The organism is Streptomyces sp. NBC_01351 (assembly GCF_036237315.1).
In the GTDB taxonomy this organism is placed as follows: Bacteria; Actinomycetota; Actinomycetes; order Streptomycetales; family Streptomycetaceae; genus Streptomyces.
Map to the genome: position 1 here is coordinate 7466752 of NZ_CP108356.1, position 25552 is coordinate 7492303.

Consider the following 25552-nt stretch of genomic DNA (forward strand, 5'->3'; position numbering starts at 1 on the left):
GAGGTGCGTGTGCTCGCTGTTTGACGATGGCCGGCCGCCTGCCCGGCCCCGGAGACCGAGGTGGAGGGCCCGGGCTCGCGCCCGCCCCCTGCCGGAGCAGAGCCGCACATCCCTGACCACCCCGCCTGCCCCTACACCCGCACCACCTCGACCCCCGCCCCCGCGAACTCCTCCGCGACCTCCGCCGACAGGCCCGTGTCCGTGACCAGGACGTCCACCGACGAGGTCGCGCAGATGCGCGCGAACGCCCGCACCCCGAGCTTGCTGGAGTCGGCCGCGATCACGACCCGGCGGGCCCGTTCGCACAGCAGGCGGTTGATGGACGCCTCGTCCTCGTGGCGGGTCGCCGCGCCGTCCGCCGGGTCGAAGCCGTCCACGCCGACCACGGCGGTGTCCACGGCGAGTTGGCCCAGCACCTGTTCGGCGAGGGGGCCCGTGAGCTCGTACGACTGGGGGCGGGCGACACCCCCCGTCAGCACGATCTTGAACTGCGGGCGGATCACCAGCTCGCCCGCGATGTTGAGGGCGTTGGTGACCACGGTCAGCGCCGGCGAGCCCGTAGCCAGGTCCGGGCGTCCCGCCAGGGCGCGGGCCACCTCGGTGGTCGTGGTGCCGCCGGTCAGGCCGATCACCTCGCCCGGGGTGATCAGGGCCGCCACCGCCTCGCTGATCCGCTGCTTCTCGGCCGCGCGCCGCGACGTGCGGTAGCGCAGGGGGAGTTCGTACGAGACCCCGTGCAGCACCGCCCCGCCGCGCGTGCGGACCAGCAGCTGCTGCTCGGCGAGCTGGTCGAGGTCACGGCGGATGGTCGCGGCGGACACGCCCAGCGCCTCCGCCGCCGGCTCCACTTCCAGCTCCCCCCGCTCCACGAGCAGGTCCAGCAGCGTCTGCCAGCGCTCCTTGCGGGTCATCGCCGCCCCCTTGGGTATTCCGCCGTTCTCCGACATGTTCTCCGTTGGCCTCCATTGGCCTACACGCCGACCCTAACTCAGGCGATCATTCCCCACGATGCTTGAAGTTGCGTGAAAACCCCCGATACCTTGCAGGAACAAGCAGGAACGTCCAGGAGCACGCACCCACCCAGCGCCAGGGAGCCCCATGAGTCACGTAGCGTACGAATTGAGCACTCAGCCCGAATGCTGGGAACGGGCCGCCGAACTGGCCCCGGCGCGGCGGGCCGTGCTGCCCCGGCCCGCCGACCGTATCGCGATCGTCGGGTGCGGGACCTCGTACTACATGGCCCAGGCGGCGGCCGTGTTGCGCGAGGAGGCCGGGCAGGGGGAGACCGACGCCTTCCCCGCCTCGGAGTTCCCGCGCCACCGCCGCTACGACCGGGTGATCGCCCTCACCCGGTCCGGCACCACCACCGAGGTACTGGACCTCCTCGCCGGCCTGCGGGAGGCGGGCGTGCCCACGACCGCCGTCATCGGTGACCCGGCCACCCCCGTGACGACGCTCGCCGACGAGGCCGTCGTCCTCGACTTCGCCGACGAGCAGTCCGTCGTACAGACCCGCTTCGCGACCACCGCCCTCACCCTCCTGCGCGCCCACCTCGGCCTGCACACCGCCACCGTGGTCGCCGACGCCCGCACCGCCCTCGCCGAGCCGCTCCCCGCCGAGCTGGAGAGCCGGGGGCAGTTCACCTTCCTCGGCCGGGGCTGGAGCGTCGGACTCGCCCACGAGGCCGCGCTGAAGATGCGCGAGGCCTCCCTGTCCTGGGCCGAGTCCTACCCGGCGATGGAGTACCGGCACGGGCCGATCAGCATCTCCGGGCCGGGCACGGTCACCTGGTCGCTCGACGCGGCCCCCGACGGGCTCGCCGAACAGGTCCGCGCCACCGGCTCCCAGTGGGTGGCCGGGCGGCTCGACCCGCTCGCCGAACTGGTCCGCGTACACCGCCTCGCCCTCGCCGTCGCCGCGCACCAGCACCTCGACCCGGACGCGCCGCGCCACCTCACCCGCTCGGTGATCCTCGCCGCCGGCGAGGAGGCGGTCCGATGAGCCTCGTCCCCGCCGGTTCCCTTGTCCTGGACGCGGCCCGCGCGGGCCGCGCCGTCGCCGCCTTCAACATCATCACGCTGGAGCACGCCGAGGCCGTCGTCGCCGGGGCCGAGGCGGCCGGGCTGCCGGTCATCCTCCAACTGAGCGAGAACGCCGTGAAGTTCCGCGGCGGGCAGCTGCTCCCCATCTCCCGGGCCGCCGCCGCCTGCGCGGAGGCCGCCGGAGTCCCCGTCGGCCTGCACCTGGACCACGTCAAGAGCTCCGAACTGCTCCGCCAGGCCTGCGACGCGGGCTACAGCTCGGTGATGTACGACGCCGCGCAGCTCCCGTACGCCGAGAACCTGGAGGCGACCCGCTCCGCCGCCGACTGGGCGCACGCCAACGGGCTGTGGATCGAAGCCGAGTTGGGCGAGGTCGGCGGCAAGAACGGCGCCGCCCCGCTGGACCCGCACGCGCCCGGCGCCCGTACGGACCCCGACGAGGCCCGGCGGTTCGTGGCCGACTCCGGGGTCGACGCGCTCGCCGTCGCCATCGGCAGCAGCCACGCCATGACCACCCGGACCGCGGCCCTGGACCACGTGCTGCTCGCCCGGCTGGCGAAGGGCGTGGACGTACCGCTCGTCCTGCACGGCTCCTCGGGGCTGCCGGACACCGAACTCGCGGCCGCCGTCGCGGGCGGCATCCGCAAGGTCAACATCGGCACCGCGCTGAACGTGGCGATGACCGAGGCCATCCGCACCCACCTGACCCCGGCGGACCCCCGGCCCTACCTGACGGCCGCCCGTACGGCGATGACGGCGACGGCCGCGGCTATGATCAGCGCCCTGAACTGACCGGTACCGGGGGGGGGCATCGTGGACGCGCAGCGGGGACGCACGAACAGGCGGAGCTTCCTGCTGACGGCCGGCCTCCCGCTGCTGGCCGTGGGCGGCGGCATGACGTACCTCCTGTGGCCGGAGTCAGACCCGGGCCGGGAGCCGGACTGGCGCCGGGTCCGTACCGACCTGGAGCCGCTGAACAAGGGGTTCGGGGCGTACCTGGGCGAGCTGACCGACGCGCACTGGCTGGGCTACGACGTCGACGAGGCCAAGTACGGTGACCGGAGCATCCCGAGCCCGGACTCCAGGATCCGCCTGGTCGGTGTCGCCCACCTAGCTCCCGGCGGGGCGGCCTCGGTCGTGGGCACACCCGGCCGCACCTTCGCGGCCGCCGTGCCGTCGGAGCCGCCCACGCCGCTGGCGCCGTACCTGCCCGCCGACCAGGCCTGGCAGCGCAGCCCGGAGTTCGACGCACAGGCGAACAGCGAGACCTCGGGCGGGTACCAGTCGGGCGAGTACCTCATCGACGTCAGGCGCGATCTCGTCTACTTCGACGTGCTCTACTTCACCACCTGAGTTCCCACTCAGCGGGAGTACGCCCACCGGGCCGTTGAAGGTACGCCGCGGACCGTGTTTCGTCGTACGGCAGACGTGCCGAGCCGTACGACGGAAGGGCCCACCGCCGATGCCGCAGCCCCATCTCCCCACCCGCTTCGGGGTGTTCCTCGCCCCCTACCACCGGCCCGACCGCGACCCCGCGCTCCAGCTGCGCCGCGACCTCGACCTCGTCGGCGCACTCGACCGGCTCGGGTACGAGGAGGTGTGGGCGGGGGAGCACCACTCCGCAGGGTACGAGATCATCGCCTCGCCCGAGCTGTTCCTCGCGGCGGCGGCCGAGCGGACCGGTCCGGTGGCCCGCTGCGTCGAGCTTGCCGGGGCCGGTGCGCGACCCATGCTGGTCGTCAACTGCGTCGGTGTCCCCGGCATGTCCAGTGGTCGGCATCTGCATGGACGTGACCATCCCGGATGTGCCTCACCTACCGTTGCTGTGCGAGTTGGCCGGTGTTGGCCGATTCGCCGTGAACCGGGCGGGACGCTGGGCGTCTGGCTCCGGGTGTCTCCCGAACGGTCTTGGAGACGGGGAACGGCGCAAGCTGGTCGCTTCGGTCCCGGCAGGTCTTGCCACCCTGGTGGGATGTGCCTGTGGTCCTTGGCGGGCTTGTGGTCCCGCGTGCCCTGGGTCGGGGGACGGTCTGGCCGGTAGCTCTCCGCACCACGATCCTCTGGTCGTGTGCGGTCACACCTGGCCGACGCCGTAGCCCGTGTCCGAGGGCGCGCCTGCCGATCGCCACCGAGGCCGCATGGTGGCCGGTGACGAGCGTGGTCTTCGATTGCTGTTGGAGGGGAGTCTGCCAGTGCTGGCCGCCCCAGCGGGAGGTATAGGCGGGGTCGACCGCGACGACGACGAGCCCGGCGTGGTGGGCCATGCCTCGCAGGCGTTCCCGGAACCGCGCGGTGGGTAGTGCCGCGACGGTGCGGCGGAACGCCTTCCCGCGTTTGCCGCGTCCCATGGTTTCCCGGCCGGTGGCGCGGGCGTCGTCGAAGCCGAGGTTCTCGATCGCGAGACCAGTGCAGCCGTTCACCTTTGCGAGGCCGATCATTTCGGTGATCGCGGCCCGCAGCCGCCCGTCGCGTTGGGATGCGGGTCCGGTCAGGTTGGTGGGCACCGTGAACGGTTCACCGACGGTTGCCGTGTGGGTCCACGACGCAGGCCGCGAGGTGGCCGGCGTTGAGGTCCACGGCCAGCAGCCGGGCGCCGGTCGCGGCCAGCTCGACCGGGGTGGGCAGCACCCTCTTCGGGCTGGACCAGGAGGCGTCGAGGTACCAACGGCCGCGTTCGGGGTCGTGGGTGATGTCGTAGCGGACGGCTTGGTTGGCGGTGACCCGGTCGAGCCACTCCTCCCCGCGGTGGTTGAACGTGACCGTGCAGGCGAGCCGGTAGCGACCGCGCGGTGCGTTGGCCAGGTGCCGCAATGGCGCGGGCAGGACGATCGTGACGGTGCCGTCGCCTGGGTCCACGGTGATCGTGTAGTTGCCGTGCGGTGCGCCGGACTCGCCGTCGGCGGTCAGGAACATGCGGGCCGCTTCCCACCGGTCCCGCCACTCGGCTTCGGTGATCCCTGCGTCAGCGAGGTTGTGCCGGGTCTTGGCCAGTCGGCGGCCGCCTACAACGATCGCCGGATGCCCGGCCTGGATACGCGCCTCCGCCTCGGCCAGACGGGCCGTGAGTACCTGCAACCGGTACTGCTTCTGTGCGCGCTCGGCCCGGTCCGGGTATCCGCGGACACCGCCCACGCGTTGCCCGCACGGCACCGCCACACGCTTGCGGATCTTCGTGATGGCCCGGCGCAAGGAGGCCCGATCATCGAACAGGCAGCGTAGGCTCAGCTGGTACTGGTCCTCACTGGCCCGAGTGATCGCACCCGCCCACCGCGACGACGACACCTTCGTCAGCGCCCGCTTACGCTCGGCCCGCCGATTGTCCTTGACCGACACCCGGCCGATCCGGACACGCTCCGCCAGATCCACACGGGCGTGATGACCGAGATGCTCACCGAGGACCGTCAGGAGGTGTTCGTCCGCCGAACTCAGACGCAGCCGACCACGGATGCGCACACCGGCAGGGGCTGCGACCGTGAACGGAGCGACCAGCGAACGCAGTTCGCGTCGCCCCATCTTCCGCGCACCGCGTGCGATCAGCCGCCTCCTCTCCACTAGCCACAGCGGACAAAGCCACCCCCACAGGGAACAGCCCAGCAGGAACACACACCCTGAAACGCCACACCGTTCACCCAAACGTGGCATCCGACGGCCAGCAATGGCCCATAGTCAAATCAACAGCTGTCAACCCGCCGCAGGAATTCGGCGCGACGCTGGCCCGGCTCGCGGACGGGCGCATCGACCCGGCAGCCCTGGTCACCGGCGAGGCCGGCTTCGGCGGCCTCGACGCGGCCTTCGCCTCGCTGCGCCGTCCGCAGGAACACATCAAGGTGCTGATCAGGCCGGGACTTTCGGGTACCGGGATCAACGCGGTGTGAGCCGGGCCTGGTGGCATTGGATCCCCTGCCACTCGGCCCGGTCGGGGCGTGCGCCCCGGGCGAGGGTCCGGGTGCCCTCGGCGACCGTGAGGGTGTTCTCGGTGGACAGGCAGAGGGCGACGAACCAGGTGGTCCGGGCCTCCTCGACGGTCTCGTCGTAGTACCAGTCGGCGGTGACGTCCCCGCCCCCGCCCCCGCCCCCGGAGCGGCCGGACAGGAAGGGCCGCTGCAGGAAATCCTGTACGGGGAGGGGGAAATGGCCGATCACTCCCTGTGCCCCGGCAACCAGGTCGAGCCGCAGCACCGGAGCCCCCGGCACACCGGGAGCGGCCGCCCGCCCGTCCGGCGACGGCCCCCCGTCGAAGGACCGGCTGCGCAGCGAGCCCGGTTCCACCCGGACCCGCTGCCCCCGGAACTCCGGTGCCCCGTCACGCGGTTCCTGCCGGAGGCGGCACAGGCCGCGGTCGCCGACCACCAGCGCGGCGGGCCGTCCGTGGCCATCCGGTCCGGCCCACCAGGTCAGGGTCCGGCCGGCCTTCTCCAGCAGCCGGGCCCGCGCGTCCCCGGGCAGCAGCTCCCAGTACTGGTGGCGGGCCGGGATCTCGCTGTCGACGGGCAGGGCGCCCGGCTCGTGGATCTGGGTCACCGCCAGGTCGTACTCGGAGCGGGGTCCTCCGCGCCCCTTGCGTCCCTCGAGCCCTTCGCGGCGCCGCGCGTTGTGGTCCACGTACGTCCCCCGGATCCCCCGCCCACCGCTGCCCGGAAGCCCGGCAGCCCAGACGGTCATTGTGCGTCAGGGCGCCGGGCTGCGGGGGCGGTACCTCAGATGCCGATGGCCCCGTCGATCCGTTCGCGCAGCAGGTCGGCGTGACCGTTGTGGCGGGCGTACTCCTCGACCATGTGGACCAGGACCCAGCGCAGGGACACCTTCCCCCGCCAGGCGTCCTCGCCCTCGACGTCGAGGTCGGTCGCCTCGGCGACGAACCGTTCCGCGAAGGCCACTTCAGCGCGCCACGCCTCCCAGGCCGCCGCCACGGCCGCCGCATCGCCGACGGCTCCGTCGAAGTCCCCGTCGGGATCGACGGCCGAGGAGAAGCGGGGAGGGGCGTCCTGACCCGCCAGGACCAGGCGGAACCAGCGCCGCTCCACATCGGCCAGGTGCCGCACGAGTCCGAGCAGGGACAGCGTGGACGGTTCCACGGACCGCCGCGCCAACTCCTCGCCCAGTCCTGCGCACTTCAGTTCCAGGGTCGCGCGGTGGTCCGCCAGGAAGGCGACCAGCATGCGCCGTTCGTCGCCGGTCGCGGGGCCGCCGAAGCGGTGGTCCCACTCGGGCTCGACGAAGAATTCCGCTCTGCTCCGTGGGCTCGTCATGGTCGAAAGTATGAACGCCCCCACCGAGTCGGCGGCACGCGGGCCCTCCGCCTCCCCGGCCCCTTCCGAATTCTTGCAACAGGTTCTACTCTGACCGCCGCCATCACCACTGCCGTCACCACCGCCACCGCCACCGCGAACGGCTGGACCGCGAGACTCCCGGAGGGGCCGTGCACCTCGAATACACGCCTGAGCAGCAGCAGTTGCGCACCGAGCTGCGCGCCTACTTCGCCGAGCTGGTCCCGGAGGACGTCTACTCCCGCTACGAGGACCCGGCCGCCCAGAAGCGGTTCTACCGGGAGACCATCCGCCGGCTCGGGGCGGACGGCTGGCTCGGGGTCGGCTGGCCCAAGGAGTACGGCGGCCGCGGGATGACCCCGATGGACCAGTTCATCTTCTTCGACGAGGCCGCGCAGGCCGTCGTACCGCTGCCCCTGATGGCGCTCAACACCGTCGGGCCGACCATCATGCAGTTCGGCACCGACGAGCAGAAGGCGTACTTCCTGCCCAAGATCCTCGCGGGCGAGATCGACTTCGCCATCGGCTACAGCGAACCCGACGCCGGCACCGACCTCGCCGCACTCAAGTGCAAGGCCGTCCGCGAGGGGGATGAGGCGACCGGCACCTACGTGGTCAACGGCCAGAAGATCTGGACCACGAACGGCGACACAGCCGACTGGGTCTGGCTGGCCGTCCGCACGGACCCGGAAGCCCCCGCGCACAAGGGCATCACCATGCTCCTCGTGCCGACCGCGGACCCCGGCTACTCCTGCACCCTCATCAACACCCTCGCCTCGCACGACACCACCGCCAGCTACTACGAGGACATCCGGGTCCCCGCGAGCCGCCGGGTCGGGGAGGAGAACAAGGGCTGGCGGCTGATCACCAACCAGCTCAACCACGAGCGCGTCACCCTCGCCGCCCACGGCACGATGGCCATCCGGGCCCTGCACGACGTCCAGCGCTGGGCCGCCGAGACCAAGCTCGCCGACGGCCGCCGCGTCATCGACCTCTCCTGGGTCCGCGGCCGCCTCGCCCGCACCCACGCCCGGCTCGACGCGATGAAACTCCTCAACTGGCAGATGGTCAACGCCGTCCAGGAGGGCACCCTCACCCCCCAGGACGCCTCCGCCGTCAAGGTGTACGGCTCCGAGGCGCGCAGGGACGCGTACGCCTGGCTGATGGAGGTCGTCGGCGCGGCCGGCTCCCTCAAGGACGGCTCGGCGGGCGCGGTCCTGCACGGCGAACTCGAACGCGGCTACCGCAGCGCCGTGATCTTCACCTTCGGCGGCGGCAACAACGAGATCCAGCGCGAGATCATCTCCTGGATCGGCCTGGGCATGCCCCGCGTACGCCGCTAGGCCGTTTGTGACGAGGATTTATAGTTGGCACTTAAGATTTCTAGTTGGCACCAAGATCAACCTCTCGCCAGAGGTGCTGGTGCATCACTTTCCCGTCGCTGTGCTGCTGTCGGACTCTCACTGCGTCGTGCGCTGAGTGCGAGCATGCGCCCCGTACGTGGGGTTTGGTCGCGGTTCCCTGGTCCGGTTCACGCGGTACCTGTCAGGGTCGTCCTGGCAGGTACGCGGAGCCGGCGATGGATCTCGGTCTGGTCGATGTCGAGCGGGCTGACGGTGAGGGCCATCCGCACCGAGCTCACGCACATCCTCGATACGCCCCGTCGGTCGGATCGGCGAATAGATCGCTCTCGCCGAGATGCTCCAGGCCGTCGGCCGCGGCCGGTACGCGGAACTAGCACCCCTGTTGAGGCAGCGCACGCAAGGAGATGACGGGAGTCCGTTGCCCTATCTGAGTTCTTGCTCTTGACGCATCTGTATACCGCTGCGGATTGCGTGCCGTCGAGGCAACGAGCCCGGGAGGATTTGCAGGGCTGTAGGGCGCGCAGGTCAAGACCAAAAGACTGATGCCCGACCGTGCCCAGTGAGGCACGGTGGAGGTCCCACTGCCTGTCCCGCCATGATGCCCCCTGAATGGCGCGGCCCAGTGCCGTGTGGACCTGGTTCTACCAGGTCCACACGGAGAGATCCGATCGTTCTCGGGACACGATCTCTGGTCCGAAGGCAGCCGTTCGCACCGCTCCCGCGACTGGGCGAAGTCGAACCAGGTCTCATCCTGCGAGGGGTGACGGGACACGCATCTCTCCTCGAACACGGGCCGACCTCGCCAGCAGACCAGGGTCGTACACCTGTGGAATCCAGGCCTTCGGGAAGAGACGACGCGGCGGCTCACCGAGTCGCGATGGCTGCGGCCTACGAGCGCGATCCTCCTGCCGCTGTCGCCGGAATCCCCGTTGCAAGACAATGAGCGGTACAACGGGCTCGGTAGCGATTCGGGGTGGGCAGTGCAGTTCACAGTTCTGGAGGTTGGGGAGACACCGCCAACCCACCTCTCAGGTGCGTTCCTGGTCAAGGACAACTGGGACGATTTTCGGCTTCAAGGCGACGTTCATCCTGGAAGTGAGGCAGGAGAACGGCCGGCTAATCCACGTACGGATTGCCCACGTGGACATGGCGACCGACGACACCTTCTCCCGGACATCCGATCGGATGCCCTCGACCTTCACCTCGCTACCCAAGGGCTTCTTCAGCCTTGCTCAAGAGGCCGACTACTACGAAGCTCTGCACCTCCTCCCAGAAGGCACAGCAGAGACGATCCTCAATGCCTTGAATGATGTCGCCAACGGACGCGTCCTGTCCTTCAGTGTGTCCGATCACCGTGTCTACGAGCAGTCCCTGCGACGATCGGTCACCGACAATGACTACAGACGCATGGTCCGCACCGCGCGTGGCGGCAAGAGGTCCCTTCCCTTCGCATGCTCCTACACGCCGCCTGCCGAGGGCCTGCTGCCGCCCCACCGGTTCGACTTCCACGCAGAGCCAGAAAGCCTTCCCCCGACAAACCTGCACGCCTTGATCGGCCGCAACGGTGTGGGGAAATCCCATCTTCTGCATGCCATCGCCGAGGATGTGACCGCAGGGATAGTTGAGGTCCGCAGCGGCGCCGAAGATGACGAGCAGGTGCGCCTGAGTGGGTGTGTCGTCGTCTCGCTCGTCGAGGAGGACGAGCGTCTGCTGGGTCACAAGATCGGTCAACCGGGTGATGGTGAGCAGCACCAGGGCGTGGCCGGAGCTGAGCTGCTTGAAGATCGCGATTGGTTCAATGGGGTCCAGATGGTCTGGCCGGGGGGCCATGTGGGCTTCGTTGTTGCGCAGGCGGCGTGCGTATTCGTGGATGGGTGATTCCGCGAAGACAGGGTCGTGCTTGAGCATCTGGAGAATGCGGAGCCATTTGTGGGCCCAGCCGGCTCGTGCGATGTTCTCGACGCTGGTGGCGAACGCGGAAGCCAGTTCGCTGCGCCTCTTGGGGTGCCCGTCGCCGGTGGTCAGCAGCCCGACGTACTCGTGCGTGACTGGGCCAGGAGACGTTCTGCTGACAGTGCTGACGGGGTCGAAGGCGCTGAACGCCGCGAAGGCCGGGCTCAACCGCTCGATCATGGACGCCGGTTGGGGGATGTTCCTTACGATCCTCAACAGCAAGGCTGAAAGCGCCGGCAGGGAAGTGATCGCCGTGGACCCTCGCAACACCTCCCGGACATGCCCCCTCTGCGGGCATGTCGCCAAGGAGAACCGGCCCACGCGAGACAAGTTCCACTGCCAGTCATGCGGCCATCAGGCGCACGCGGATACGGTGGGTGCAATCAACGTCTTACGGGCCGGGCTGGTCCGTCGCGAAGCCCGACCGGCATAGCGAGAAGCCCCCTCCTTCGGGAGGGGGAGGAGTCACAGCCAGATTGCGTACGCGGAGACCGCCGATCGCGTGCGCCGTAGCCACCCAGCCGGCCTGCCCGACGGTACCGATGAGCCCCCTGGGGCGGCCTGCGCATCGGCTGGATCAGTGCCGAGTTCGCGCTGCTGGAACGGGTCGCGCGGACCCGCCCCGCGACGGACCTCGGTACCCCGGTGGTGGAACAGCTGGCCACCGCCGCCCTCCTGAACGCCGGCCGGACCAAGCGGCCCGAGTCGCTGCACCAACTGCGGGAGCAGCAGGACGCCTTGCTGGGAGCACTGGCCGAGCACCTGCCCGAGGTGCAGGCACCTCGGGCGGCGGGCGGGGTGACGCTCTGGGCGCGCTTCCCGGAGCCGATCGGCTCCCGGCTGGCGGCGATCGCACCGGACCACGGGGTGACGATCGCGGCAGGTCCGCAGTTCGGGATCGGCGGCGCCTTCGAACGCCACGTCCGCCTCCCGTACACGCTCCCGGCCGCCGCCTCGCCGAGGCCGTCCGCCGCCTGGCCTCCGCCCACCGGGCCCTGACGGCAGGCGCGACGGGCACCCACGTCCCGACGGCGGTGGCCTGAGCCGCCGCCGCCCCGGGCCACGGGGCGGCGGCAGGTCCCGGGCTATGCCATCGGATAGCCGCCCGGGCCGGCGTACACCGTGTCGCCGACGGCGCGTTCGCGGGCATTACCGTCGGTGGGGATGTTGACGAGCTTCTGCTCCCACACCAGGGTGGTCGAGCCGCCGCCGTCCATGTTGACGGCGTCGAGGACGTTGAGGTCATGCATAAGGGTGGCCAGCTCGCCCCGGGTGGCGCCGATGCTGACCACATTGTTCGGATCGTCAATGCCGTCGACGGTCACCAGTACGGTGCGGCCCAAGTGGTCCGTGCCGACGGCCGTGCGCGGGCGGTTGTCGATGCTCCCCGCCGGATCCGTGTATTCGATGTGGCCGTTCCTCACGAGCAGGTCCCCACCCGCGGTGACGTACATCGAGGAGTCGAGAGAGAGACGGGTGTTGAACCGGGTGTCCACCACCTCCTCAGGGAAGTCGAACCCGCTGCCCCTCCGTGTGCGGGCGCGCAGCCAGTCGGCGCCTTCCCCGATGCCCTGGAGGATGCGACCTCCGTTCGACACCTGGTTCCCGCCCCGGTTGGCTACCTCGGTGCAGCCGCTCCCGGTCACCGGCAGCTTCGAGTCGAAGCACGCGGTGACGTTGTTTGCGGAGTCGAGCACGACTTCGAAGCCCTCGTCGCTGCTGATCCGCTTCGCGTCCGGCGGTGTCACGACATCCGGGTCGTTGGGGGTCACGATGAAGGCGGTGGTCGGCGTTTTCGTGCCGTACTCCTTGGTGAAGGAGATGATCTCGGAGGGGTCTTCGCAGACCCCCGTGTCGCGATCCTGCGTCTCGGGCGGGACGCCCGTGTCGGCCGGGTCCGGCTGCTCGCAGTGAGAGGCGCGGCCGGGTACCCGGTTGATGCCGTCGAGTTGCCGTTCCTCGGTAGGGTTCGTCGAGCCCTTCGGCTTGATCTTCAGGGTCGTGCTCAGCTCGGTGATGTAGGCCCGGCCGTGCTGGAGCACGAGCGAGGTGCTGACCGGCTTTCCGCCCTTCCCCCTGACCGCTTCGCTGAGCAGTTTGCCGCCTTGGATGACGACGCCGTTCAGGTCTCCGTCCCATGTGTCCTCGGCGGGGTTCTTCATGTTTCCGTCGAAGAAGCCGCCGTTGATGCCGACCAGGGGTTTCCGGACGTTCGTTGTGGTCAGGCCGTCCAGCATCGAGGTGGTGGTCTGGGACGTGCCGAGCCCCATGCCGAGCCCCGTGCCGAAGGTGCCCTTGAGGTTGACCGGGGCCAGGTCCGGGTCGATGACGACCACGTTGACCTTCCACGGTCCCTTGTAGGGGGCGCCTGAGTACTCGGTGCGGGTGATGCCGGGCACGGCTGTGTCGGTCTTGACGACCTGGAGGTTGGCGAGGTTCAGGACCGTAGTGGCCGGGAGCGTCTCGTTGGCGGACACACCCGGAGCGGAGAAGGGAGTGGCCAGTGCCGAGGTGGCTAGGGCGAGTGCCAAGGCGCCTCGTTTGACTGCGTGCTTCACGAAGGACTCCTCGGTATTCAGTTGGCGGGGAGCAGGTTGGGTGCGCAGTCATCTGTGTCGAAGACCAGCATGTGGGAGCTCAAGTACTTATTGAATGGATCGGGGATCACCGTGCTGTCCGACCTGAGCACCACGTACTTGCTGTAGGTCTTGTTTCCGACTTGCAACGTTCCCGAGTAGTTCCATGCCGTGTAGAAGCAGGCGTGCCTGTTGGTGTAGTTGGCGACCGAGACCACTCGGTTGTCCAGGGTTTCGTAACTCGCCTTGTTGTCCGGCGACTTCTCCATTTCGCCGCGGCCCCCGACATCGCTGAAGATGCAGAGGTTCCCGTCGGGGCAGCGCTCGTAGCCGGTGAAGCAGCCGGCCTTGGACTTGGCCAGCTTGTGCGAGCTGACCTTGCCATCCAAGTCGGACCCGAGTTTGGTCAGATCGGCCCAGTTGCCGGGCTGGACGGCCTGGATGGTGCCGCCGTAGCCGAAGTTCTCGTAGACGCAGGCCCAGTATGCGGTGTTGTTGACCACCGCGTTGACCTTTTCATTCCACGTGGAATAGCTCTGCTCCGGTAGGGCGCCCGAGCTGTAGGACTGCAAGGGCGCCGTGGCGCCGGCGCTGGCGTAGATGCAGAAACTGTCCGTTGCGCAAGGCGGCCGCGACGCCTCCACGGCGTCGGCCGACTTGACGATCGGTGAGATGAGGAAGAGCGCCACGAGCGAGATGCCCGCGACGGCCCATGCCAAAAAGCGTTTCACGAAGAAGTCCCCCCACGGGAGTGTTTCAGCAGCTCGATTCATGGCTGTGGCGCGAGCGTAAGGCCTATGTCCGGGGGTGGTGAAACTGGGGGAGGATGCGCGTGCTCGAAGGAAAGGTTTTTGAGGCGAAATCGGTAAGAAAATCGCAGTGTTGAGGGCCTGACGGGCCTTCATGTCGTGGTTGCCTGTCAACTGCTGCGCCTTGGCCGCCGAACGCGCGTACCGCTGCCGCGCGCCGCTGGAGCCGAACCACTCCCGCCACACCGTCTTGAGGGTGTCGTAGCTGGGGATCTTGACGTCGTCGCCGAACGTTTCCCGCACGTACTGATGGATGAGGAACTCGTGGTCCTTCGACGTCAGCTTCGACCGGCGCAGAGTTTCGGGGCGGACCGCGAACAGCGCCTCCCGGATCTCCGGCGAGATCCGGTGCCCCGACGCCTCCCGCAGCCACCGGTCGTCCGCGAGACCGACCGGCCCGCACTTGCGCCGGCTCTGGTCCCAGCGCACCAGCGTGCGAAAGCTCACTTGATGCAGAGCGCACTCCTTCGCACCGTCGGGGTCCTCGGCGGCAGCCCCGCGTAGCTCCTCCGCCTTGGCATGGCGGCGCTGAGTGAGCGTGGTTGTCTCGGGGTCATACTGCGGACGCGGTTCGTGGGGCAGGGCGGCCAACGGATCCCCGCTGCGAAATCCCGTCTCCACCTCACGGATGTGGTCCATCCTGTGCATGACATTCCTGCGCTGCTCCGGTTGGAGGTCCTCCATCGTCTTGGGCTGGCGTCCCCTGCTGGCGGCGGGTAGATCCGCGCGAGTCCGGGTGGATGGACGGCAGTTCGGACGGTGGATCAGCTCACGGAGTGTCACCTTCCACTGCGCACCCTCGTCGTCGATCAGCGTTACCCTGCCCAGGTGCGGCAGGCACGATTCGACCCGCCATTGCTTACCGTCAATAATCAGTTCCACACCGGGCGACAGATCCCACGTCGTCGCCATCGCGGTCGTCACCGCATACCCCCGAAGGACTTCCGCGGCGCCAGCCGGATCAGACGATCGTCCCCGTAAGGGCCGGACAGATCCACCCCGAGATCTCGCCGCCACAGCAGGTGCAAAGCATGCGCTCTCGCCACAGCGGGCATGGAACAGCTCTCGACAAGGTCGCCGTACGGCACAGGGCCTTGAGCGGCAGCGCGTCGCAGCTGGCCCTGAACTCCGAGTACCTCCTCCAGGGGGCGCCGCTCCGCGGACATCGCGTCCACCGCGCCCCATACGTGTGTGCGCCAGCCCGTCACGACCATGAAGCGCCAGCCGGCCGATAGCGCGACCTCGGCCGTCGCCGCGAACTTCAGGTGATGGGGCGAATACGACCAGCAGGTCACACGTCCACAACGACTGGACCCTGGCGTGTGAGCAAGAGGTAGCCCTCCAGCCGCTGATGCTACTTGGCATCAGCGCAGGTCACGAACGTTGCTTGGTGCCAAGTAGCAATCTTGGCCACAGCCGTCTCTTCCGGATCTTGCTCCCCCAGCTACCGCTGGGAGGTGCCCCCAGACCCGCGCCGCCCGGCACCGCACCTCGCCGCGTTGTCGGGGCACCCGAGTACGTCCAGTACTCGGGCGCGCCTCCGCCTTGCGAGGCACGGCACCGGACGACGCGGGCTTGACCGGCAAGATCCGAAAGTGACGACCTAGGGGCGTGTGACCAGGCTGACCAGGCCCTGTGGCGTGAGAGCCGTGGCCTCCGTCCGTCGGCGAACGGTCCAGGGTACTGGAACGCGACCCAACCCCGGCCGGAACCGGTTCTCACCTACGCGGCCCTGCTGCGCAGTTACGAAGTTGATGCAGGAACTGTGGGCTCCGGCACAGCGCTCGCTCTCGCCGGGCTGCTGGAGTCGGGTGGTGGCGTACTTCTTGTGGCTTCTCGTCCCGGCCGGCCTGATCCTTCCGTTCGTCTTCGCGGGTCGGGCCGTTCGTGTGCCGGCCCGGGCCGGCGGGCCGCGGCGTGCCGACAGCGAGGCTTGGCTGCGGACCGCCGGCTTCGCCCAGGCGGCGATTGCCGTGGGCGTGTACGCCTGGGGCCTGCTGCACGTCACCGGTGCGGTCCTGTCGGCCGAGGACGGTGGGACGAACTCGATCCCCATCCCGCCCTGCCGAACCCCGGGCTGGGAGCACCGGGCGGAAGCGATCTCCGGCTACCGGGTGGAGTACGTGCCCCTGAGGTTCGTGTGCGAGACCGACGACGTCGGCGACTACAGCACCTCCGTCCCCGGACGCGTCAACCCGGTCTCGTTCCTCCTGGGCCTCGGAGCCGTCGTCTGCTTCACCGTTGCAGCTCTGGACTCCGGCAACAGCCGCGAGCAGGCCGACGCCGGGACGTAGGGCCTGTTCATTCCTGGCCCTGGCTCCGGGCGCGGTCGCGGAACCAGACGGCCGTCCCCACCAGCAGCGCCGCCCCCACCCCGTACAGCGGCAGCCACAGGGTGGTCGTGGCCGCCAGGCACTCGGCAACGGCCTTGCGGGACTGGTCCTCCTGTACGAACGCCAGGGCCGCGCCGTCACGGCCGGCCAGGTTCCCCAGTGCTGCCTCCGCATCGAGGGCCTGGTACCTGCCCACCAGCTCGCAGTCGCTCCGGGTGCCCGGCATCGGGAACAGCCAGGCCTGGCGCTGCAGCAGCGGGGCGAGCGCGATCGCCGCGCACAGGCCGACGATCAGCGCGTACGCGGCCAGGCCGCGCACGTACGGCGAGCGGATGTCCGGCGTCCACCGTGCGCGCCGCTGGAAGGCGAGCATCACCACGAGGAGCGTCACCCCGATGAACGTGGCGAACCACTGCCACGAGCCCTGGGCGAGCGCGAAGGTCAGCACCGCGGCGAGCCCGATGCCGACGACCCCGGGAGCGGGAACGTCATCGCCTGCTGCCGCGGACGGCGGCCTCGGGGTCACTCGGGGGCTGCGATCGCTCAAGGTCTCTCCTGCAGGAGGGAGCAGTCAGCATCACCCGCCGGGCGCCGGCGCCCCGGGCGCCATGCCGTGCGGGTCGGGCGTCCCCGCCCGGATGGCCCCTCCGCCCCGCGGTCGCACGGCATCCCGGATGCGACGGCAGCCCGAGTGCGACGGCATCCCGGATGCGACGGCAGCCCGAGTGCAACGGCAAACCCGGGTGCAACGGCAACGGCTGCGACGGCGACCGCAATGGCGGCACCCGGTTCAACTGCCGTTCACGCCGCGCTCGCCGGGCCTCCCTAGCCTCCTCCCTGTCCCGCACCCGATCGAGGGGAACCAGGTGTCCTTCACCGTCTCTGTCCGCGCTGCCGCGCTGCCCGCCGCCGTCCTGGCCGTCCTGGCCCTGCCGGCTGCACCGGCCCACGCGGCGGCCGTATCCGTCACAGCCACCGTGGAGACCGCCCCGGTCTCGCACAGTGGTGACGCCGCCGACGACCCCGCGATCTGGGTCCACCCCACAGATCCCGCCAAGTCGGTGGTCGTCGGTACGGACAAGAAGGGCGCGCTGGAGGTCTACGACATGACCGGCGCCCGGATCCAGCGGATCAGCGGCGACTACGGCAACAACGTCGACCTGCGCGGCAACATCGTGGTCTCGGCGGACGACGAGGCCGCCGGCGGCAACGGCGCCATGCACATCTACCGCATCGACCCCGTGACCCGGCAGCTCAAGTGGCTGAAGGACGTCCCCACCGAGGTCACCGCGCACGGCATCTGCCTCTACACCTCACCGTCCTCGGGCAAGCTGTACGCCTTCCCCAACTCCACGTCCGGCCGCGTCGAGCAGTGGGAGCTCGCCGTCAACGGCGACGCGGTGTCCGCGACCTCCGTACGCCTGTGGGACGCGGGCTCCGCGGTCGAGGGCTGCTACGCCGACGAGACCACCGGCAAGCTCTACCTCGGCGAGGAGGACGTCGGCGTCTGGATCTACGGCGCCGAGCCCACCGCCGGCACCAGCCGCACCAAGCTCGACTCCACCGGCTCCGGCGGCCACATCACCGCCGACACCGAGGGCATCACCGCCGCCGGCAACCGGATCTACGTTTCCTCCCAGGGCAGCGACGACTTCACGGTCTACGACCGCACCACCCGCGCCTACCTCGGCCGCTTCTCCGTCGCGAACGGAACCGCGGCCGACGACTGCGAGGACACCGACGGCATCGACGCGACCGCCGCCAACCTCGGCCCGGCCTTCCCGCAGGGCGTCTTCATCTGCCAGGACGGCTCCAACGGAACCCCCGGCACCAGCGGGTACCAGAACTTCAAGCTCGTCCCGCTCCAGCGCATCACCGCCCTCTTCGGCTGACCGTCCCGGGGCGTCGGCCGTTCCGCCGACGCCCTCCGGGGCCGGAGGCGCGGCCTGACCTACTCTGATCCACCACAGGGACGAGCGGGAGGTCGAGCAGCCGTGACCGACGGGGAAGAGGAACTCGCCGCCGCGCAGCACGCGCACTGGCAGGCCACCTACGCCGACCACCCCGGCATGTACGGCGAGCGGCCCTCCGCCCCCGCGCTCCACGCGGCGGCCGCCTTCGAGGCGGCCGGCGCGACGGACGTGCTCGAACTCGGCGCCGGTCACGGCCGCGACGCCCTGTACTTCGCGCGCCGCGGCTTCACCGTCCGGGCCACCGACTTCAGCGCCACCGGCCTGGAGCAGCTGCGCCGGGCCGCCCGGGAGCAGGGCCTCGCCGAGCGGGTGACCACCGGCATCCAGGACGTACGCGAACCCCTCGCCCTCCCCGACGGCTCGGTGGACGCCGTCTTCGCCCACATGCTGCTCTGCATGGCGTTGTCGACCCGGGAGATCCACGCCCTGGTGGACGAGGTCCACCGGGTGCTGAGGCCCGGCGGCACCTTCGTCTACACCGTGCGGCACACGGGCGACGCCCACTACGCCACCGGCATCGCGCACGGCGACGACATCCACGAACACGGGGGCTTCGCCGTCCACTTCTTCCCCCGGCACCTGGTCGACGCCCTCGCCGAGGGCTGGCGCCTCGACGAGGTCCACGCCTTCGAGGAAGGGGAGCTGCCCCGGCGCCTGTGGCGCGTCACGCAGACGCTCCCCGCGCCCCGGCCCCGGCCCGGGCTCCGGTCAACGCCCCGGAACGCCCCGACCGAGTGAAGATCGGGCTGTCCGAAGCCCGCCTCGGCTAGGCTGGATCCGCCGGGCGCCTGTGACAGGGAGGTACGGGGATGGGCGACACGACGACCGAACCCACGCGTGCCGACCCCGGGCTGTACGGCCCGTCGTCCGTCACCTGGCAGTGCCACGGCGACCCGATCATGTGGATCGCCGGCATCCGCGCCCTCTACCTCCAGGCCCTCCACCCGCGTGCCGTCCGCGGGGTCATGGAGAACTCCGACTTCGAGCGGGACGCCTGGGGGCGGCTCCTGCGCACCGCCGACTTCGTCGGCACCCTCACCTACGGCACCACCGAGGCCGCCGAGCGCGCCGGGGCCCGCGTCCGCGCGATCCACCGCACACTGTCCGCCACCGACCCGGCCACCGGCGAACGGTTCCCCGTGGACGAGCCCGAGCTGCTGCTCTGGGTCCACTGCGCGCAGATCGACAGCTTCCTGCACGTCATGCGCCGCTCCGGCATCCCCCTCACCCCCGCCCAGGCCGACCGCTACGTCGACGAGAACCGGGTGAACGCCCGCCTCGTCGGTCTCGATCCGGCCGAGGTTCCCGCCGACATCGCGGGCCTCGCCGCGTACTTCGAGCGGATCCGTCCCGAGCTCGCCGCCGGGCCCGACGCCGACGCCGTGTACGCGTTCCTCCACGGCCCGCCGGTCCACCCCCTCCTCATACCTGGCCGAAACCTGCTGTGGCGCCCGCTCGCCCACCTCGCGTACGGTTCCCTCCCCGGCTGGGCACACCAGCTGTACGGGCGGCCCACACCGCCCCCGCGCGCGGTCACCCGGCGCCTGCGCCTCACCGGGCGCGCCCTGCGCAGCATTCCCGCAGGTCTACGCTGGAAGCTGCCGCCAGGTCACATCTTGAAAGCGATGCGTCGCATGGGCCCCGGGAGTCGCCCCTCGACGCACAGGCTGCGCACGGCAGCGGCCATACTGGACGGGCCGGGGAGGGCATGGCACGACGACGGGGGCGGCTTCAAGACATGGCGGAGTCCAGACTGATTCAGGGCCGGTACCGGTCGCTCGACCTGATCGGGCGGGGCGGCATGGGCGAGGTATGGCGCGCCCGGGACGAATCGCTGGGCCGTCAGGTCGCCGTGAAGTGCCTCAAGCCGATCGGGGCCGAACAGGACGCCCACTTCACCCAGGTGCTGCGCGAACGCTTCCGGCGCGAGGCACGCGTCGCCGCGTCCCTCCAGCACCGGGGGGTCACCGTCGTCCACGACTTCGGCGACGACAGTGCCGCGGGCGGCTGCCTCTACCTGGTGATGGAGCTCCTCGAAGGCCGCAACCTCAGCCAGCTCCTGGAGGAGAACGAGACCCGCCCGCTCCCCGTGGACGTGGTCGTCGACATCGCGGAGCAGATGGCCGCCGCCCTCGGCTACACCCATGACCAGGGCGTCGTCCACCGCGACCTGAAGCCCGCCAACATCATGAGGCTCACCGACGGCACCGTGAAGATCTGCGACTTCGGCATCGCCCGCCTCGCCCACGACATCGGCTTCACCGCCAAGCTCACCGGCGGCGGCATGGCCATGGGCACCCCCCACTACATGTCGCCGGAGCAGATCGCCGGCGGCGAGGTCGACCACCGCAGCGACCTCTACTCCCTCGGCTGCGTCCTGTACGAGATCGCCACCGGAGCCCCGCCCTTCGACCTCGGAGACTCCTGGTCGGTGCTGGTCGGGCACCGCGACACCGCGCCCGTGCCGCTGCGCGAGCACCGCCCCGAGCTGCCCGCCTACTTCGAGGAGGCCGTCCTCGACCTCCTCGCCAAGCGCCCCGAGGACCGGCCGGGCGACGCCCGCCACCTGCACCGCCGCCTCGTCGAGGCCCGCCTCGGGCCCGGCGGCCTGCCCGGCGCCCAGGCCCCGCTGCCGGTGTGGGCCCGGGGGATGACCGCCGGCCGCAAGGCCGGGATCGACGCACGCCCCGCGAGCGGCGAATGGGCTGTGCTCACCGGCGCCTGGACGGCCCCCCGCGCCGGCGGCGAACAGCCCGACGCCCCGCACACCGGCACGCGCCCCGCGCTGCGCCGCCCCGAGCCCGCCGAGGACCCGCGGCTCACCGTGGCGTACGGCGTCCCGCGCGTCCCCGGCCCGCGCGAGACCGACCCCGACGCGCTCACCGCCGGCCACACCCGCGCCTTCGCCCTCAGCCGCTCGGGCCACCCGGAGGAGGCCCTCGCCGTCTACACGGCCGTGGCCGAGGGCCGCACCCGGGCGCTCGGCGCGGACCACCCCGACACCCTCGCCGCGCGCCAGGAGGCGGCGTACGAACTGGGCCGGCTCGGGCGCCACCAGGAAGCCCACGACATCTACCGCGCGGTGCTCGTCGCCCGCGAGCGGACCACGGGACCGCGCCACCCCGACACCCTGCGCTGCCGCCACAACCTGGCCTGCGCCCTGGGGGCGCTGGGCCGGTTCGTGGACGCCCACGCCACCGCCGTCGAGGTCGCCGCCGCCCGGGCGGCCGTCCTGGGCGCCGAGCACGCCGACACGCTGCTGACCCGCTACGAGGTGGCGTACGCCCTCGGCCGGCTGGACCGCTGGCAGGAGGCCCTGGCCGGCTTCCGCGAGGTCGCCGCCGTACGGGAGCGGATCCTCGGCCGCGACCACCCCGACACCCTGGCTGCCCGCTACGAGGTCGGCATCGCGCTCGGCCGTACCGGGAACAGCGCCCTGGCCCTCGAACTGTTCCGGGCCCTGGTCCGCGACCGCACCCGCGCCTACGGCGCCGCCGACCCCGAGACCCTGCGCGCCCGGCACGTCCTCGGCGTCAACCTGGGCCGGCTGGAGCGCTGGGAGGAAGCGGTGGCCGAAGCCGCGCAGGTGGGGGCGGTACGGGCCGAGGTGCTCGGCGCCGAACACCCCGACACCCTCGTCAGCCGCCGCGAACTCGCCGTCGGCCTCGGCCGGCTGGGCCGCTGGGAGGAGGCGCTGCCCATCTACCGCGAGCTCTCCGGCATCCGCGAACGGTCCCTGGGCGACGAGCACCCCGACACGGCGCTGGCCCACGCCGACGAGGCGTACTGCCTGGAGCGGCTCGGCCAGGTGTGCTACCAAGAGCCATGACGACCTTCGGGCGGGACGTATACGACGACGTGATCGTGGGCGGCGGACACAACGGCCTGGTGGCCGCCGCGTACCTGGCCAGGGCGGGCCGCTCCGTCCTCGTACTGGAACGGCTCGGGAACACGGGCGGCGCGGCCATCTCCAGCCGCCCCTTCGCCGGTGTCGACGCCCGCCTCTCGCGCTACTCCTACCTGGTCTCCCTGCTCCCGTCGAAGATCGTGCGCGACCTGGACCTGCGGTTCGCCGTCCGCCGCCGCACCGTCTCCTCGTACACGCCCGCCGAACGCGGCGGCCGGCCCGGCGGACTCCTCGTCGGCGGCGACGAAAAGCGCACCCGGGAGTCCTTCGCACGGCTCACCGGCTCGGATCGGGAGTACGAGAACTGGCGCGCGTTCTACGGCACCACCGGGCAGGTGGCCCGCAAGGTGTTCCCGACGCTCACCGAGCCGCTGCCCACCCGCGAGGAGCTGCGCGCCCGCATCGACGACGAGGCCGCCTGGCGGATGCTCTTCGAGGAGCCGCTGGGCCGGGCGGTGGAAGCACACTTCGACGACGACCTGGTGCGCGGGGTCGTCCTCACGGACGGACTCATCGGCACCTTCGCCGACGCGCACGACCCCTCGCTCGCGCAGAACCGCTGCTTCCTCTACCACGTCATCGGCGGCGGCACCGGCGACTGGGACGTGCCCGTGGGCGGCATGGGCGCCCTGACGGACGCCCTCGCAGCCGCCGCCCGCGCGGCCGGGGCGGAGATCGCCACCGGGCACGAGGTGCTGCGGATCGACACGGACGGCACCGCGCCGGCGGAGGTGGTCTTCCGCACGGCGACGGGGGAGGGACGGGTCGTGGGCCGCACGGTGCTGGTCAACGCCTCGCCGCGGGCGCTGGCCGAACTCCTCGGCGAGACACCGGAGCAGCCGGCTCCGGAGGGCGCCCAGCTCAAGGTCAACATGCTGCTGCGGCGGCTGCCCCGGCTGCGGGACACCGCCGTGGACCCGCGCGAGGCCTTCGGCGGCACCTTCCACATCGCCGAGGGGTACACGGAGCTGGCCCGCGCCTACGCGGAGGCGGCGTCCGGCGAACTGCCGTCCGTACCGCCCTCGGAGATCTACTGCCATTCGCTGACCGATCCGACGATCCTCGGACCGGAGCTGGTGGAACAGGGCTACCAGACGCTCACCCTCTTCGGGCTGCACACCCCGGCCCGGCTGTTCGGACACGACAACCGGCAGGCCCGCGAGGTCCTGCTCGCCGCCACCCTCGCCCAGCTCGACGCCCACCTGGCCGAACCGCTCACCGACTGCCTCGCCTTCGACGACGACGGGCGCCCCTGCATCGAGGCGAAGACCCCGCTCGACCTCGAACGCGAACTGCGCCTGCCGGGCGGCCACATCTTCCACCGGGACCTGTCCTGGCCGTACGCGGGCGAGGGCGGCGGCCGGTGGGGAGTGGAGACCGCCCACCGCAACGTCCTGCTGTGCGGTGCGGGGGCGGTCCGCGGCGGCGGCGTCAGCGGGGTCCCGGGCCACAACGCGGCGATGGCGGTCCTGGGGCACTGAGCCTCGGCCGGCGGCCGTAGGCCCGACCGGCCGCCCGCGGTGCGGCTACTCGGCGGGCTCGATGACGACGATGGGGATCTCGCGGTCCGTCTCGGCCTGGTATTCGTCGTACGAGGGCCAGTGGCGCAGCATCAGAGGCCAGTACGCGGCGCGTTCCTCGGCCGAGGCGGTGCGGGCGGTGCCCTGGACGATCTCGGGGCCGACCTGGACGCGGACCTCGGGGTTTTCCGCCAGGTTGCGGTACCAGAGCGGGTGCGCCGGGTCACCGCCGTTGGAGGCGACGAGGAGGTAACGGCCGTCTTCCTCACCGTAGATGAGGGGAGTCCGGACCGGATTGCCGGAGACCCGGCCCACCGTGGTGAGCAGCAGGGTCTGCGTACCGTTCCAGAACTGCCCCTCGGCCCCCTGGGAGCGCACGTACTGCTCGACGTGGTCGAGCTGCCAGCTGCCGGCCTTCGGGTCGGTCGGGTTGTCCCAGTCGATGTCGGTCGTCATAGGAGTCTTCTGCCTTCGTGTTGAACGGTCAACGAACCTCAACAACGAATGCCATCGCCCGCGGACACGTGTTTATTCCCTCCGTCATTCCCTCCGTGCGGGGAGCTTGAAGCCGTCGATGATCTCGTCCATCGCCCGGTACGTCGCGAAGGCCGGCGCGGCGCGGAGGGCGAGGTCGCGGACGGTGACCGCGAGGGGATGGGAGAGGGCGGCGACCCGGCCCATGCGGCGGGCCCGGACGCGGATGGCGTCGGTGCGGGCGCAGCGGGCCGCGCTGTAGGCGGCGAGGGCGGCCGGAACGTCCTGTGCGTCGTGTGCGGTGCCCGGGTCCAGCAGGTGGGCGAGCACCACGGCGTCCTCCACGGCCTGGCAGCCGCCCTGGCCGAGGTTGGGGGTCATGGCGTGGGCGGCGTCGCCGAGCCAGGCGAGGCGGCCGTGATGGAAGCGGGGGAGCGGGGCGGCCAGGTCGTACAGGTCGTGCTGGAGCACGGCCGTCGGGTCGATCCGCTCCAGCAGGGCGGGGATCGGGTCGTGCCAGTCGCCGTAGCGGCGCAGGAGCTCGGCCCGTACGTCCGCCGGGCGGTGCCCCTCGGGGGCGACGGCGGTGGCGTAGACGTAGGTCCGGCCGTCGGCGAGCGGGACGGTGCCGAAGCGCTGCCCGCGGCCCCAGGTTTCGGCCGTGTCGGCTCCGGCGCCGTGCCCGGAGGCGGGCAGGACCGTGCGCCAGGCGGTCTCCCCGCTGTAGCGCAGGCCGGGGTGGTCCGGGAAGTACCGGCGGCGGAGCGGGCTGTGGATGCCGTCGGCGGCGAGGACGAGGTCGGCTTCGAGGTCGCCCGCGGCGGTACGGACCACCGGGCGGCCGGCCGCGCCGACCGCGTCGTCCACGGTGGTGACGGTGCTGGCGTACCGGATCGTGCCGTCGGGGAGTTCGGCGGCCAGGGCGTCGGCGAGGGCAGAGCGGTGCACGGCGAGGGGCGGGCGGCCGTAGCGCGCGGTGAGCGCGACCGTGTCGGCGCGGTTCAGCCAGGCGCCGTCCGGTCGTCGCAGCCCCATCGCGGCCGGGACCGTGCGGCCCCCGGCGCGGGTGGCGTCGAAACCGATGGCGTCGAAGGCGCGCAGGGCGTTGGGCGCCAGGACGATCCCGGCCCCGACGGCGGTGGGCCCGGGCGCCCGCTCGCACACGGTGACCCGCCAGCCGCGCCGGTGCAGGGCGACGGCCGCGGTGAGCCCTCCGATTCCCGCCCCGGCCACGACCGCATGACGTCGAGGTGCCGACATGTCGCGCCCTCCCCTTCTTCCCTCGAGCTCTACATCCGTAGAGGCTCGCGCCCTCACTCTACAGCTGTAGAGTG

General features: G+C 71.1%; 23 protein-coding genes and 2 pseudogenes. 15 read left to right on the forward strand and 10 right to left on the reverse strand.

The genetic code is table 11. From position 1 onward, the window contains the following. Positions 1-131 precede the first annotated feature (131 nt). Positions 132-911 carry a DeoR/GlpR family DNA-binding transcription regulator gene (locus OG625_RS34385; protein WP_329388794.1) on the reverse strand — a complete coding sequence of 260 codons (780 nt, stop codon included), beginning with the start codon at positions 909-911 and terminating at the stop codon, positions 132-134. Between the two features lie 187 nt (positions 912-1098). Between OG625_RS34385 and OG625_RS34390 the strand changes: the two genes are divergently transcribed. From OG625_RS34390 to OG625_RS34405, 4 genes and pseudogenes are all read left to right on the forward strand, one after another. Continuing rightward, positions 1099-2001: an SIS domain-containing protein gene (locus tag OG625_RS34390; protein WP_329388795.1), complete on the forward strand. Its 903-nt coding sequence runs from the start codon at positions 1099-1101 to the stop codon at positions 1999-2001. Next, positions 1998-2834, forward strand: coding sequence for a class II fructose-bisphosphate aldolase (locus OG625_RS34395; protein ID WP_329388797.1), 837 nt, complete (start codon positions 1998-2000; stop codon positions 2832-2834). Before OG625_RS34390 ends, OG625_RS34395 begins: the two co-directional genes overlap by 4 nt. A gap of 21 nt (positions 2835-2855) precedes the next feature. Then, the gene (locus OG625_RS34400) at positions 2856-3395 is read left to right on the forward strand and encodes a hypothetical protein (protein ID WP_329388799.1); all 540 of its coding nucleotides are present in this window, start codon (positions 2856-2858) and stop codon (positions 3393-3395) included. A gap of 109 nt (positions 3396-3504) precedes the next feature. Continuing rightward, positions 3505-3711 (forward strand): annotated as a pseudogene (locus OG625_RS34405) (LLM class flavin-dependent oxidoreductase); the annotation flags it as partial. 145 nt (positions 3712-3856) lie between these two features. On the opposite strand, the gene OG625_RS34410 reads toward OG625_RS34405, so the two are convergent. Continuing rightward, positions 3857-4546, reverse strand: a complete 690-nt coding sequence (locus OG625_RS34410) for a hypothetical protein (RefSeq protein ID WP_329391312.1) — start codon at positions 4544-4546, stop codon at positions 3857-3859. A gap of 10 nt (positions 4547-4556) precedes the next feature. Then, a complete protein-coding gene (locus tag OG625_RS34415) occupies positions 4557-5555 on the reverse strand; it encodes a hypothetical protein (RefSeq protein WP_329388801.1) in 999 nt (332 codons plus the stop codon). 122 nt (positions 5556-5677) lie between these two features. Between OG625_RS34415 and OG625_RS34420 the strand changes: the two genes are divergently transcribed. After that, positions 5678-5917: a hypothetical protein gene (locus OG625_RS34420; RefSeq protein ID WP_329388803.1), complete on the forward strand. Its 240-nt coding sequence runs from the start codon at positions 5678-5680 to the stop codon at positions 5915-5917. Here OG625_RS34420 and OG625_RS34425 read toward each other — a convergent pair. Beyond that, positions 5904-6704 (reverse strand): hypothetical protein, encoded by an 801-nt coding sequence (locus tag OG625_RS34425; RefSeq protein WP_329388805.1) that lies wholly within the window; start codon positions 6702-6704, stop codon positions 5904-5906. The two genes, OG625_RS34420 and OG625_RS34425, sit on opposite strands and share 14 nt — an antisense overlap. A 35-nt stretch (positions 6705-6739) precedes the next feature. Beyond that, the gene (locus OG625_RS34430) at positions 6740-7291 is read right to left on the reverse strand and encodes a DinB family protein (RefSeq protein WP_329388807.1); all 552 of its coding nucleotides are present in this window, start codon (positions 7289-7291) and stop codon (positions 6740-6742) included. Between the two features lie 170 nt (positions 7292-7461). Here OG625_RS34430 and OG625_RS34435 point away from each other — a divergent pair, with 170 nt between their 5' ends. The 4 genes and pseudogenes from OG625_RS34435 (at position 7462) to OG625_RS34450 (ending at position 11625) form a co-directional block, all read left to right on the forward strand. Then, a complete protein-coding gene (locus tag OG625_RS34435) occupies positions 7462-8652 on the forward strand; it encodes an acyl-CoA dehydrogenase family protein (RefSeq protein WP_329388809.1) in 1191 nt (396 codons plus the stop codon). Positions 8653-9813: 1161 nt separating this feature from the next. Continuing rightward, a complete protein-coding gene (locus tag OG625_RS34440) occupies positions 9814-10551 on the forward strand; it encodes a hypothetical protein (protein WP_329388811.1) in 738 nt (245 codons plus the stop codon). A 223-nt stretch (positions 10552-10774) separates the two neighbouring features. Beyond that, a pseudogene (locus OG625_RS34445) lies at positions 10775-11059 on the forward strand (RNA-guided endonuclease InsQ/TnpB family protein); the annotation flags it as partial. Between the two features lie 212 nt (positions 11060-11271). Continuing rightward, positions 11272-11625, forward strand: coding sequence for a hypothetical protein (locus tag OG625_RS34450; protein ID WP_329388813.1), 354 nt, complete (start codon positions 11272-11274; stop codon positions 11623-11625). Positions 11626-11711: 86 nt separating this feature from the next. Here the strand turns inward: OG625_RS34450 and OG625_RS34455 are convergent, their stop codons facing one another. Together OG625_RS34455 and OG625_RS34460 are read right to left on the reverse strand one after the other, a co-directional pair. Beyond that, positions 11712-13184: a phosphodiester glycosidase family protein gene (locus tag OG625_RS34455; protein ID WP_329388815.1), complete on the reverse strand. Its 1473-nt coding sequence runs from the start codon at positions 13182-13184 to the stop codon at positions 11712-11714. A gap of 17 nt (positions 13185-13201) precedes the next feature. Beyond that, positions 13202-14935: a peptidase inhibitor family I36 protein gene (locus OG625_RS34460; RefSeq protein ID WP_329388817.1), complete on the reverse strand. Its 1734-nt coding sequence runs from the start codon at positions 14933-14935 to the stop codon at positions 13202-13204. A gap of 890 nt (positions 14936-15825) precedes the next feature. Between OG625_RS34460 and OG625_RS34465 the strand changes: the two genes are divergently transcribed. Further along, positions 15826-16305 carry a hypothetical protein gene (locus OG625_RS34465; RefSeq protein WP_329388819.1) on the forward strand — a complete coding sequence of 160 codons (480 nt, stop codon included), beginning with the start codon at positions 15826-15828 and terminating at the stop codon, positions 16303-16305. Between the two features lie 7 nt (positions 16306-16312). Here OG625_RS34465 and OG625_RS34470 read toward each other — a convergent pair whose 3' ends face one another. Continuing rightward, the gene (locus OG625_RS34470; protein ID WP_329388821.1) at positions 16313-16891 is read right to left on the reverse strand and encodes a hypothetical protein; all 579 of its coding nucleotides are present in this window, start codon (positions 16889-16891) and stop codon (positions 16313-16315) included. A gap of 319 nt (positions 16892-17210) precedes the next feature. Here OG625_RS34470 and OG625_RS34475 point away from each other — a divergent pair, with 319 nt between their 5' ends. The 5 genes from OG625_RS34475 to OG625_RS34495 all read left to right on the forward strand — a co-directional run bounded on the left by OG625_RS34475 (position 17211) and on the right by OG625_RS34495 (position 23705). After that, the gene (locus OG625_RS34475; RefSeq protein ID WP_329388822.1) at positions 17211-18236 is read left to right on the forward strand and encodes a phytase; all 1026 of its coding nucleotides are present in this window, start codon (positions 17211-17213) and stop codon (positions 18234-18236) included. A 102-nt stretch (positions 18237-18338) separates the two neighbouring features. Then, positions 18339-19055, forward strand: coding sequence for a class I SAM-dependent methyltransferase (locus OG625_RS34480; protein WP_329388824.1), 717 nt, complete (start codon positions 18339-18341; stop codon positions 19053-19055). A 71-nt stretch (positions 19056-19126) separates the two neighbouring features. Beyond that, a complete protein-coding gene (locus OG625_RS34485) occupies positions 19127-20074 on the forward strand; it encodes an oxygenase MpaB family protein (protein WP_329388826.1) in 948 nt (315 codons plus the stop codon). Then, a complete protein-coding gene (locus tag OG625_RS34490) occupies positions 20056-22146 on the forward strand; it encodes a serine/threonine-protein kinase (protein WP_329388828.1) in 2091 nt (696 codons plus the stop codon). Before OG625_RS34485 ends, OG625_RS34490 begins: the two co-directional genes overlap by 19 nt. Then, complete coding sequence (locus tag OG625_RS34495) at positions 22143-23705, forward strand: phytoene desaturase family protein (protein ID WP_329388830.1); 1563 nt, start codon at positions 22143-22145, stop codon at positions 23703-23705. The genes OG625_RS34490 and OG625_RS34495 overlap by 4 nt, the downstream gene beginning before the upstream one ends. Before the next feature lie 45 nt (positions 23706-23750). Here the strand turns inward: OG625_RS34495 and OG625_RS34500 are convergent, their stop codons facing one another. After that, a complete protein-coding gene (locus tag OG625_RS34500) occupies positions 23751-24200 on the reverse strand; it encodes a nitroreductase family deazaflavin-dependent oxidoreductase (RefSeq protein ID WP_329388832.1) in 450 nt (149 codons plus the stop codon). An 84-nt stretch (positions 24201-24284) separates the two neighbouring features. Continuing rightward, positions 24285-25478: an FAD-dependent monooxygenase gene (locus OG625_RS34505; RefSeq protein ID WP_329388834.1), complete on the reverse strand. Its 1194-nt coding sequence runs from the start codon at positions 25476-25478 to the stop codon at positions 24285-24287. Positions 25479-25552: the final 74 nt, after the last annotated feature.